The sequence below is a fragment of the Methylophaga sp. UBA678 genome (assembly GCF_002299105.1).
Lineage (GTDB): Bacteria > Pseudomonadota > Gammaproteobacteria > Nitrosococcales > Methylophagaceae > Methylophaga > Methylophaga marina.
The window spans coordinates 40,790-51,955 of record NZ_DBNG01000002.1 but is presented as its reverse complement, the minus strand read 5'-3'; the positions used below and the strand labels follow the sequence as shown (position 1 = coordinate 51,955).

The 11,166-nt window shown below is 43.2% G+C and carries 12 protein-coding genes and 1 tRNA gene; all 13 read left to right on the top strand.

Annotation, left to right across the window (positions count from 1 at the left end; all coding sequences use genetic code 11):
- A partial coding sequence (locus B3014_RS00515) for an ATP-grasp domain-containing protein (protein ID WP_289286878.1) occupies window positions 1-892 on the top strand: 892 nt, incomplete at its 5' end.
- Entirely contained in the window at window positions 892-1,368 is a 477-nt protein-coding gene (greA, locus tag B3014_RS00510; RefSeq protein WP_289243245.1) for a transcription elongation factor GreA, read from the top strand. The genes B3014_RS00515 and greA, both read left to right, overlap by 1 nt.
- Before the next feature lie 2 nt (window positions 1,369-1,370).
- Window positions 1,371-1,835: a DUF4149 domain-containing protein gene (locus B3014_RS00505; RefSeq protein ID WP_289243246.1), complete on the top strand. Its 465-nt coding sequence runs from the start codon at window positions 1,371-1,373 to the stop codon at window positions 1,833-1,835.
- A gap of 1 nt (window position 1,836) precedes the next feature.
- Window positions 1,837-2,454, top strand: coding sequence for a 23S rRNA (uridine(2552)-2'-O)-methyltransferase RlmE (gene rlmE / locus B3014_RS00500; RefSeq protein WP_289243247.1), 618 nt, complete (start codon window positions 1,837-1,839; stop codon window positions 2,452-2,454).
- Window positions 2,455-2,492: 38 nt separating this feature from the next.
- Window positions 2,493-4,397, top strand: a complete 1,905-nt coding sequence (gene ftsH / locus B3014_RS00495; RefSeq protein WP_289243248.1) for an ATP-dependent zinc metalloprotease FtsH — start codon at window positions 2,493-2,495, stop codon at window positions 4,395-4,397.
- Window positions 4,398-4,466: 69 nt separating this feature from the next.
- Window positions 4,467-5,255, top strand: a complete 789-nt coding sequence (gene folP / locus B3014_RS00490) for a dihydropteroate synthase (RefSeq protein ID WP_289243472.1) — start codon at window positions 4,467-4,469, stop codon at window positions 5,253-5,255.
- Window positions 5,248-6,594: a phosphoglucosamine mutase gene (gene glmM, locus B3014_RS00485; RefSeq protein ID WP_289243249.1), complete on the top strand. Its 1,347-nt coding sequence runs from the start codon at window positions 5,248-5,250 to the stop codon at window positions 6,592-6,594. Before folP ends, glmM begins: the two co-directional genes overlap by 8 nt.
- 121 nt (window positions 6,595-6,715) lie before the next feature.
- Entirely contained in the window at window positions 6,716-7,501 is a 786-nt protein-coding gene (tpiA, locus tag B3014_RS00480) for a triose-phosphate isomerase (protein WP_289243250.1), read from the top strand.
- A 6-nt stretch (window positions 7,502-7,507) separates the two neighbouring features.
- Window positions 7,508-7,837, top strand: coding sequence for a preprotein translocase subunit SecG (gene secG, locus B3014_RS00475; RefSeq protein WP_286304006.1), 330 nt, complete (start codon window positions 7,508-7,510; stop codon window positions 7,835-7,837).
- 23 nt (window positions 7,838-7,860) lie between these two features.
- Window positions 7,861-7,945 (top strand) — tRNA-Leu (locus tag B3014_RS00470).
- A gap of 165 nt (window positions 7,946-8,110) precedes the next feature.
- Window positions 8,111-8,701: an adenylyl-sulfate kinase gene (gene cysC, locus B3014_RS00465; RefSeq protein ID WP_289243251.1), complete on the top strand. Its 591-nt coding sequence runs from the start codon at window positions 8,111-8,113 to the stop codon at window positions 8,699-8,701.
- 5 nt (window positions 8,702-8,706) lie between these two features.
- Window positions 8,707-9,681: a DHH family phosphoesterase gene (locus B3014_RS00460; protein ID WP_289243252.1), complete on the top strand. Its 975-nt coding sequence runs from the start codon at window positions 8,707-8,709 to the stop codon at window positions 9,679-9,681.
- A 60-nt stretch (window positions 9,682-9,741) separates the two neighbouring features.
- Window positions 9,742-11,151 carry an undecaprenyl-phosphate glucose phosphotransferase gene (locus B3014_RS00455; RefSeq protein WP_289243253.1) on the top strand — a complete coding sequence of 470 codons (1,410 nt, stop codon included), beginning with the start codon at window positions 9,742-9,744 and terminating at the stop codon, window positions 11,149-11,151.
- Window positions 11,152-11,166 lie beyond the last annotated feature (15 nt).

The window sequence follows — 11,166 nt, the reverse complement described above, 5'->3', positions numbered from 1 at the left end:
CATTATGGAACATATTGAGCAGGCCGGTGTTCACTCTGGTGACTCTGCTTGTGCATTACCTCCATACAGTTTAAGTCAGGCAACACAAGATCAACTTCGTGAACAAGTACGCCAAATGGCTTTAGAGCTGGGTGTAAAAGGCTTAATGAACACGCAGTTTGCTATCAAGGGTGAGCAAATCTACATTCTTGAGGTCAACCCACGTGCGTCCAGAACGGTTCCTTATGTCTCGAAATCAATTGGTGAACCGCTCGCTAAAATTGCTGCTAGGGCAATGGCTGGCCGATCACTAGTTGATCAAGGTGTCACTAAAGAAGTAATTCCATCTTATTATTCAGTTAAAGAAGCGGTATTCCCATTCATCAAATTCCAAGGTGTTGATCCGATCCTTGGGCCTGAGATGAAATCAACGGGTGAAGTCATGGGGGTTGGCAGAACCTTCGGTGAAGCCTTTGCAAAATCACAGTTAGCCGCCTCTGTCGTGTTACCGACAGGTGGTAAAGCCTTTATCAGCGTTCGTGAGGCTGATAAGGTAGCAGTTATTCAAATTGCAAAAGACCTGTCGTCACTTGGTTTTGCTTTACTAGCCACCAGAGGTACACAACGTGTGCTGGAAGAAGCTGGTGTGTCATGTGAACCCGTAAACAAGGTCGCAGAAGGTCAACCGCATATCGTTGATATGATTAAAAATGATGAAATCGACTTGATTGTGAATACCACAGAAGGTCGTCAGTCTGTCGCGGATTCAAGAGAAATCCGTCGCGCGGCCTTACAGCATCAAGTCAATTATACAACCACATTGGCAGCGGCAAGGGCCACTGTTCAAGCATTAAATAGTGAAGATGTTGGTTCTGTTAACAGACTGCAATCTTTGCATGGAGAGTTAAATTAATGGCTGTACCTATTACTTCACGTGGTGCTGAAGCACTTAAAGAAGAATTGAAACATCTGAAAACGGTAGCAAGACCTGAAGTCGTTGCTGCCATATCAGAAGCCCGTGCACATGGTGATTTAAAAGAAAATGCCGAATACCATGCAGCAAAAGAACAGCAAAGTTTTATCGAAGGCCGTATTCAAGAGCTTGAGTCTGTATTATCGAATGCACAGATTATTGACCCGGCAACATTGCCCCAAGAAGGTCGGGTGGTGTTTGGCGTTACCGTTACGTTATTGAATATCGATACAGACCAAGAAGTGAAATACCAAATCGTGGGTGATTATGAGTCTGATATTAAATTAAATCGTATATCAGTCTCGTCACCCATTGCTCGAGCTCTCATCGGTAAAGAAATTGATGATGTAGCGACAGTGCAAGCGCCCGGCGGTAACATTGAATATGAAATCGTTGAGATAGGCTACGAGGCATAAGCATGCTGTCTGGCTATACAGGTGAACGGCTACTTCTGACTCTATGGATAGGGGCGTTATGGTCAATAGGTTATTTAGCTGTTCCCATGGCCTTTGCCAACTTAGATGTAACAATTGCCGGTGACTATGCCGGCAAATTGTTTTATGCCGTTAATATAATCAGCCTCATTAGTGCTTGTATATTATTAGTGAGTAGACTATTTATTTTCGGTCTGAAAACATTTCATCGTTATTGGCGCAGCTGGCTTATTTTAGCCATGCTTATTATGAGTTTTATCTTTTTGGCATTTATTCAGCCAGAGATGACATCAATAAAGTTATTAGACTGGCGTGCAGATGCTGTTCTTAGTGAACGATTTAACACATTACATCAATTCAGTGAAAGCCTGTATATGCTGATGAGCTTGCTTGGTTTAATGTTAGTGTTAACCAACGATAAACGTGCAGAAGCAGAGCAAGTGTCCTGATATGGCAAGAAGTAAATCAAGTCAAAGCTGGTTAAAAGAACATTTTGATGATCAATATGTCAAACAGGCACAGAAAGAAGGTCATCGTTCGCGCGCCACGTTTAAGCTAAAAGAAATTGATGATAAAGATAAGCTCATCCGTTCTGGTATGAGTGTTGTTGATTTGGGCTCAGCCCCAGGTGGCTGGTCTGATTATGCTTTAGGTAAAGTCGGCGACAATGGTAAAGTCATCGCATTGGATATTTTAGAAATGACGCCACTGACGGGTGTACATTTTATTCAAGGTGACTTTCGTGAGGACGATGTACTAGATGAATTGAATAAAGTAATGGATGGCCGACAAATAGACCTTGTATTATCAGATATGGCCCCCAATATGACAGGAGTAGGGTCGATTGATCAGCCTTCAAGTATGCACTTGGTTGAGTTGGCTTTAGATTTTGCATTGAACAACTTAAGTAAAAGCGGTTGCTTTCTTGTCAAAGTATTTCAGGGCGAAGGATTTGACGCTTTTTTGAAAGAAATGAGAGACAATTTCACGAAAGTAGTGACCCGTAAACCGGGGGCTTCCAGAGCAAGAAGTCGTGAAGTTTATTTATTGGGACGTGGTCTCAAGTAACATTTAATGGTAACCAGAGGTACCTTACATTGAATGACATGATGAAAAATATTATTTTGTGGGTCGTCATCGCCGTAGTGCTGATGTCTGTCTTTAATAATTTTGGTCCGCAAAATAACGATTCAGGCACCATGGACTACTCCAGCTTTATCAGCAATGTTAAAAACGGTGCAGTCTCCAGAGTCGATATACAGGGCAGAACCATTTCAGGTGAACTGACTGACGGCAGTAAGTTTACAACTTACAGTCCTGACTACGATCCAGGCTTGATTGGTGATCTGCTAGACAATGGTGTGACGATAAAAGCAGAGCCTGCTGAAAAAACCAGTCTTCTTATGCAGATTTTTATTTCTTGGTTCCCAATGCTGCTGCTGATTGGTGTCTGGATATTCTTTATGCGACAAATGCAAGGTGGTGGTGGTAAAAACCCCATGTCATTTGGTAAAAGCAAAGCACGCATGCTGAATGAAGACCAAGTCAAAGTGACCTTCAAAGATGTGGCTGGTGTAGAAGAAGCCAAAGAAGAAGTCGCCGAGCTTGTCGACTTTCTTCGTGACCCAAGCAAATTCCAAAAATTAGGTGGTCGGATCCCACGCGGTATTTTGATGGCGGGTTCACCTGGTACGGGTAAAACATTACTGGCTAAAGCAATTGCTGGTGAAGCCAAAGTGCCATTCTTTTCTATCTCTGGCTCTGACTTCGTTGAAATGTTTGTTGGTGTTGGTGCTTCGCGTGTTCGTGATATGTTCGAACAAGCTAAAAAACATGCCCCATGCATCATCTTTATTGATGAGATTGATGCTGTTGGTCGTCACCGTGGTGCGGGCATGGGCGGTGGTAATGATGAGCGTGAACAAACGCTTAACCAGTTATTGGTCGAGATGGATGGTTTTGAAGGTAATGAAGGCGTCATTGTTATTGCTGCAACGAACCGTCCTGACGTACTTGACCCTGCACTATTACGCCCAGGTCGTTTCGATCGTCAAGTTGTCGTACCGCTCCCTGATATCCGTGGTCGTGAGCAAATTCTTAACGTCCACCTGCGAAAAGTCCCAGCATCAGATGATGTGGATGCAAGAGTGATTGCTCGTGGTACACCCGGCTTTTCAGGTGCTGACTTAGCTAACCTTGTAAACGAAGCGGCATTGTTCGCTGCTCGTGGTAACAAACGTCTGGTTGGCATGGAACAGCTCGAACTCGCCAAAGATAAAATCATGATGGGTGCAGAACGTCGCTCCATGGTCATGAACGAGAAAGAGAAAGAATTGACGGCTTATCATGAAGCCGGCCATGCCATTATTGGTCGTTTAGTGCCTGGACATGATCCTGTTTATAAAGTCAGCATCATTCCGAGAGGTAGGGCTCTTGGTGTGACTATGTTCTTACCGACGGAAGATAAGTACAGTTACAGTAAGCAGACTTTGGAAAGCCAAATTTCAAGTCTGTATGGTGGTCGTTTAGCCGAGGAACTTATCTTTGGTGAAGAAGCAGTAACTACTGGTGCATCGAACGATATTCAACGGGCTACAGAACTTGCCCATAATATGGTGACCAAATGGGGCTTGTCTGACAATATGGGGCCTTTGTCTTATGGTGAAGATGAAGGCGAAGTCTTCTTAGGCCGAAGTGTTACTCAACATAAAGCCGTGTCTGATCTGACAGCTAAACAGATTGATGAAGACGTCAGACGAGTCATCAATCGTAACTATGAGCGTGCAAAACAACTGTTGATTGATAACATGGATAAATTACATACCATGTCAAAACTATTGATGAAGTATGAAACCATCGATAGTGATCAGATTGATGCCATCATGGAAGGCCGTGAACCGGGTGAACCTAAAGACTGGACTGACCGTTCTTCACCGCCACCAGCATCAGGTGATACTGAATCTGATTCGTCTGAAACACCATCTGGCAAACCAGCTGATCAGTTACACTAAATATCAGGAAGTTATCACGTGATTTTTGACTGTGCGGGCAAGTCCTTGGACTTGTCCGTTCCTCGTATTATGGGCATCATTAATGTCACCCCAGATTCATTTTCTGACGGTGGCAAATTTTTTGATCGTGATGCTGCTTTAAAACAAGCTGAAAAGTTAATTTCAGACGGTGCTGATATCTTGGACATTGGTGGTGAGTCCACGCGACCTGGTTCAGATATCGTGGCTGAGCAGGATGAAATCGAACGTGTCGCGCCTGTCATCGAAATGATAAGTGCTGAATTCGATATCCCAATTTCCATTGATACTATGAAGCCTGGCGTGATGACAGCAGCAGTCAAAGCGGGTGCAGGTCTTATCAATGATGTTAATGCCTTACGCATGGAAGGTGCACTTGAAGCTGCAGTTGAGTTAAATGTCCCCGTCTGCCTGATGCATATGCAGGGCACTCCTCAAACTATGCAGCAAGAACCACACTATGATGATGTGGTGACAGAAGTAAAAACATTCTTACTGGAACGTGTAGATACTTGTCTAAAAGCAGGTATCAAAGCAGAACATATCATGCTTGATCCTGGGTTTGGTTTTGGTAAACGTGCCCGTCACAATCTTCGATTAATGAAGCACTTGTCTGTACTGACGGATTTACCATATCCAGTGCTCGTCGGGGTTTCCCGTAAATCTATTATCGGGGATATGTTGAAAGTATCTGTAGATGAGCGATTGGCAGGAAGTTTGTCGCTGGCTTCAATTGCCACATGGTTAGGAGCAAAGCTCATTAGAACACATGATGTAAAAGAAACTTATCAAGCTGTAAAACTAAGTCAGGCTGTAATGCAGGTAGAAGATTTTGACTAAACAAAGACGTTATTTTGGTACGGACGGAATCCGTGGTCGTGTCGGTGATGGTGCTGTTACACCAGACTTTGTATTAAAGCTGGGCTGGGCAGTTGGCCGTGTTCTGGCCAAAGAGCGTAATAGTCGCGTCATTATTGGTAAAGATACCCGCATTTCAGGTTATATGTTTGAGTCTGCCCTGCAAGCAGGTTTATCTGCCGCGGGTGTTGATATTTATTTATTAGGACCCATGCCGACACCAGCCGTCGCTTACCTGACGCGCACCTTTCATGCGCAAGCAGGTATCGTCATCAGCGCCTCCCATAATCCTTATCATGATAACGGTATTAAGTTTTTCTCTGCCCAAGGCACAAAACTGCCTGATGCGATAGAGCTGGAAATTGAAGCCATGCTGGAGCAACCGTTAAAAACAGTTGACTCGACTCGCTTAGGTAAAGCGCACCGTATTGGTGACGCAGCGGGTCGTTATATTGAGTTTTGTAAGAGCACCATACCGAGCGGCGTGGATCTGAATGGACTCAAAATCGTGGTCGATTGTGCTCACGGTGCTACTTACCACGTTGCACCAGATGTCTTCAAAGAGCTCGGCGCTGACGTCATTGTGATGGGCGCTGAACCTGATGGGTTTAATATCAATTTAAATTGTGGCTCAACTGAACCTCGGTTATTACAACAAGCAGTACTGGAAAACAAAGCAGACTTAGGGCTGGCACTCGATGGTGATGGTGATCGCATTATCATGGTGGATCATCGTGGTGAGATTGTTGATGGTGATGAGCTCTTATTTATTATCGCCAGAGCAAGACAGCGCATGGGTGCGAGCATGCCTGACGTGGTCGGTACTCAGATGTCTAATCTGGGCTTAGAACATGCCTTGGCAAAGTTTGATATGTCACTTCACCGAGCCAAAGTTGGTGATCGCTATGTGATGGAAAAACTACAACAGGTAGGCGGCCTGCTTGGTGGTGAAGCCTCAGGCCATATTATTTGTTTAGATAAAACCTCGACAGGTGATGGTATTGTGGCAGCGCTTCAAGTTGTCGCCGAAATTCAGCAAACCAATAATAGCCTGCATGATCTACGCTCAGTCGTCACAAAATATCCTCAACATTTAATCAATGTCAGGGTAGATAAAATGATCGATATCAGCAGTAATGCAGATATCAATAACGCCATTAGATCTGTAGAGAAAAGATTAGGTGATGAGGGACGCGTATTACTCAGAGCATCGGGAACGGAGCCTGTGATCAGAGTGATGGTGGAAGGCATTGATGCAACATTGACTAAACAACTAGCAGAAGAACTGGCATCGGTAATTGAACAGGTACTGAAAAATTAATTTCCATGTCTGTTGGCTCTGATGGATCAATGAGTACAATCCTTGTCATATTTCATACATTGCATTATTCATGGTGGGTATGTAGTCTGATGTTTCATTTTATATTCAGAGAGAGTCTTAGGTGCGAAAACCACTAGTCGCTGGCAACTGGAAAATGAACGGCTCTAGTGAGAGTAACAAAGCACTACTTGAGGGAATACTTTCAAAAGCCGATACATTCTCCGATATAGAAGTCGCATTATTTCCTCCAGCCGTTTATCTGGGCCAGGTGCAGTCAGCTCTTTCAGGAACAGACTTGGCATGGGGTACACAAAATCTATCTCAATTTGAAAGAGGCGCTTACACCGGAGAAATTTCGGCAAGCATGTTGGCTGATTTTGGTTGCCAGTATGTGCTGATAGGGCACTCAGAGAGACGTTGTTTATATGCTGAGTTAGATTTAGACCAATGTCTGTTAGATCGTATTATCGCTGAGAAATATGAAATGGCAGTCAGGGCTGGTATCACCCCCATCATATGTATTGGTGAAAGTCCAGACGAGCATGCGGTCGGTCGCACAGAAGAGGTTGTATTGCGATTACTCGACACCGTGATTGCGCATCAAGGCGTTGAAGGTTTAGCGCATACTGTCTTAGCCTATGAACCTGTATGGGCTATTGGTACAGGACGCTCAGCCACGCCAGAATGGGCGCAAGACGTACATAGCTTTATGCGTCAACGTGTAGCAAAACACGATAAAGAAATAGCAGAAAATATAAGAATACTTTACGGAGGCAGCATAAAAGGTAATAATGCTGCGCCATTGTTTCTACAACCTGATATTGACGGTGGGCTCGTCGGCGGTGGATCGCTTGATGCCGATGAGTTTGTTAAAATATGTCAGGCCGCAGTTTTAAAATTAGGTTAACAACACATGCACGCGATTATTCTCACAGTTCATATTATTGCCTGTCTTATGCTGATTGGATTTGTTCTGATTCAGCACGGTAAAGGCGCTGATGCAGGCGCTGCATTCGGTGGTGGCGGTGGTGGTGCCTCAGGCAGCTTGTTTGGCAGCCAAGGCTCGGCTTCATTTTTAAGTCGTGCGAGTGCTGTGCTGGCAACAATTTTCTTTATCACCAGCCTGACATTAGCCTATTTTTCAGTCGATACACCAGGAAAGGCGAAAAGTGTGACAGAGTCTGTGCCTACAACAGAACAAAAAGTCGATAAAACACCTGCAGATTTGCCTGAATTACCGTAGAATACGCAACCTTGATTACCCTTGCCGACGTGGTGGAATTGGTAGACACGCTATCTTGAGGGGGTAGTGCCTTCGGGTGTGCCGGTTCGACTCCGGCCGTCGGTACCAAATTAAAACGCCTGACTTTCTGTCAGGCTTTTTTTTGCCCAATGACTTTGTCAAAACAAAGAAATAATTAACTTTTACACTAATAAGACTAGGAATAATTGCTGAAGTCGGTAATATCTATTTCAATAGATTACTTACTTACTCAGATAAGGACGTTTTTTTACTATGAATAACATTGTCTGGCATAAACACAAAGTAGAAAAGTTAGACCGGTCAACACAAAAAAAACAAAAGCCATGTATTCTATGGTTTACAGGGCTCAGTGGCGCAGGCAAATCAACAGTTGCAGATGCGGTGGAACAAAAGTTGTTTGAGCTAGGACATCACACTTATTTACTTGATGGTGACAACGTCAGACACGGCTTGAATAAAGATCTAGGCTTTTCAGATGCTGACCGCGTTGAAAACATCAGACGTATCGGTGAAATGGCAAAGCTGTTTGCTGATGCTGGCCTCATTGTCATGAGTGCTTTCATTTCACCTTTCCGCAGTGATAGAAAACTGGTTCGAGATCTCGTTGAAGAGAAAGAATTTGTTGAAGTCTATATTTCCACCCCACTGAGTACTTGTGAACAACGCGATCCGAAAGGCCTATATAAAAAGGCAAGAAGTGGACAGATAAAAAATTTCACAGGTATAGATTCAGAATATGAAGCGCCGGTCTCCGCAGAAGTGACATTAAACACTGCTGAGCTCAATGTGGATGAGTGTGTAGAGAGAGTGATTTCCTATCTAAAACAAAACGAGATAATTTAAAATCCATGACCAACTTTGATGTTTTTAATGGCGATGCTGACGGTATATGTGCCTTAGTTCAATTAAGACTGGCCAACCCAAGTAAGACAGAACTAATTACAGGCGTTAAGCGAGATATCAAATTACTGAGCAGGGTGGATGTTGAAAATGCATCAAAAGTCACTGTTTTAGATATATCAATGCAGAAAAACCGCGAAGCATTGTTAAATTTGTTATCAAATGATGTTGATGTCTTTTATGCCGATCACCACAATCCAGGCGATCAAATCAGTCATCCGCGTTTAGAGGCGTTGATTGATATGCACCCCAATAAATGCACAGCATTAATTGTCAATGAGCACCTCAATCATGCCTATGAGCTATGGGCAATCACGGCAGCTTTTGGTGATAATCTATCTAGTGTTGCCGAGGAGTATGCAAAGGAACTACACCTCACTGAAACTCAGACAATCAAACTCAAAACCTTAGGGCAGCATATTAATTACAATGGCTATGGTGCGAGTCTGGATGATTTGTTTTTTGCACCTGATGAACTCTATAGACAATGTGTATACTATTCATCACCTTTAGATTTTATTAATGAAAATACAGAGATAATGGAGACTCTGGATTCTGGCTATAACTCAGATTTGTCTCAAGCACAGCAGCAGAAAATGAGTTATGAGAGCGATATGGTAGGCGTTATTACCCTACCTGACGATAAATGGGCGAGACGTATTAGCGGGACCTACAGCAACTACTTGAGTAACCAGTTTCCTTCTCGAGCACATTTAATTCTTACAGAAATACCTGATTCAGCCGCTTATGTCGTGAGTATCAGAGCGCCTAAAATACGTCAGGAAGGAGCAGATTTTATTGCAGGTCAGTTCGACACAGGTGGCGGCAGAAAAGCAGCAGCAGGCATAAACTTATTACAAGAAACTGAGCTTGCAAGACTAATTTCTACTGTTCAGGACTATTACAGTAGCAATATCAACTAATACAAAGTCATTTATACTTATAATCAAAAGACTAAAAAACGATAGGATAAATTAGCACAGATGGCTCAGGGCAGGATCAGACAATACGATGCAAAAATTAATGCCATATCAAGACTGATTGATAGCGGTATTATCCTGCTAACGTTTTTAGCATTATTCGATATTTTCCATGCGACCTGGGATGTACTTTACATCTGGAGTCTTCTGTTCGCTATTGTATTGTTTAACTTCTTTGCTGAGTCACAAGATGCCTACCGCTCGTGGCGAGGCACGGCGTTAAGAGAAGAAGTCTCTGCCGTCATGTTTTCATGGTTTACCAGTGTTTTCATTCTGGTCATGATTGATATCTTCTTTATCCATTCTGGCACCTACCTCGATAGCTTTGTCTTCTTATGGTTTTTACTGACACCTATAGAGTTAATTTCCTGGCATGCCATTGTAAGAACGTCATTGGCTATTCTTCGAGCTCGAGGTGTAAATACCAGAAATGTGGCTATTGTCGGTGAAACAACGCTAGGTAAGCGCTTAGAACGTGCATTTAACGAAATGGATTGGTCTGGATTTAGACTGGTTGGATACTATGATGACCGGTCACAAAAACGGGTAGAAACAGAACCTAATCTGGTCGTAACAAATAATAAAGCAGGTGATTTCAATCAACTCATTGAAGATTGTAAGGCAGGGAAGGTGGATACTGTTTACATCACCTTGGCTATGTCTGCTGAGCATAGAATCAGACACATTACTGAGCTATTAGCCGATAGTACGGCTTCTGTATATCTTGTTCCGGACTTATTCACATTTAACTTGCTTAATTCCAGGTGGGTTGATTACCAAGGAATTACCGCCATTTCAGTCTATGAAACCCCTTTTGCTGGTATCGACAGTATCCTTAAACGGCTGGAAGATATTATCCTAAGCAGCCTTATTCTGACGATGATCGCTATTCCTATGATGGTGATTGCCGCAGGGGTTAAATTGACATCTAAGGGCCCTGTGTTTTTCAAGCAAACACGCTATGGCATGGATGGTGAAAAAATTAAAGTCTGGAAATTCCGCACGATGACGGTAACAGAAGATGGAGATACTGTCACACAGGCACAAAAGAATGATAGCCGTATCACACCATTTGGCGGTTTTTTGAGAAGAACATCATTGGATGAGTTACCTCAATTCTTTAATTCATTGGGCGGAAGCATGTCCATTGTAGGCCCACGGCCTCATGCTGTAGCACATAACGAACAATACCGCGCTCAGATTCAAGGGTATATGTTGAGACATAAAGTCAAACCAGGTATTACGGGCTTAGCCCAGATAAATGGCTTTAGGGGGGAAACTGATACCTTGGACAAAATGCAAGGTCGCGTGCATTACGATTTAAAATATATCCAGAACTGGTCATTGTTATTAGATATTGAGATTATTTTCTTAACGATATTCAAAGGGTTTGTGGGTAAAAATGCCTATTGAATTCCCGACTGAGTA

Coding starts and splice junctions, on each gene's coding strand:
- greA (WP_289243245.1), top strand. CDS start 892: ATGGCTGTACCTATTACTTCACGTGGTGCTGAAGCACTTAAAGAAGAA.
- B3014_RS00505 (WP_289243246.1), top strand. CDS start 1,371: ATGCTGTCTGGCTATACAGGTGAACGGCTACTTCTGACTCTATGGATA.
- rlmE (WP_289243247.1), top strand. CDS start 1,837: ATGGCAAGAAGTAAATCAAGTCAAAGCTGGTTAAAAGAACATTTTGAT.
- ftsH (WP_289243248.1), top strand. CDS start 2,493: ATGATGAAAAATATTATTTTGTGGGTCGTCATCGCCGTAGTGCTGATG.
- folP (WP_289243472.1), top strand. CDS start 4,467: ATGGGCATCATTAATGTCACCCCAGATTCATTTTCTGACGGTGGCAAA.
- secG (WP_286304006.1), top strand. CDS start 7,508: ATGCACGCGATTATTCTCACAGTTCATATTATTGCCTGTCTTATGCTG.
- cysC (WP_289243251.1), top strand. CDS start 8,111: ATGAATAACATTGTCTGGCATAAACACAAAGTAGAAAAGTTAGACCGG.
- B3014_RS00460 (WP_289243252.1), top strand. CDS start 8,707: ATGACCAACTTTGATGTTTTTAATGGCGATGCTGACGGTATATGTGCC.
- B3014_RS00455 (WP_289243253.1), top strand. CDS start 9,742: ATGGCTCAGGGCAGGATCAGACAATACGATGCAAAAATTAATGCCATA.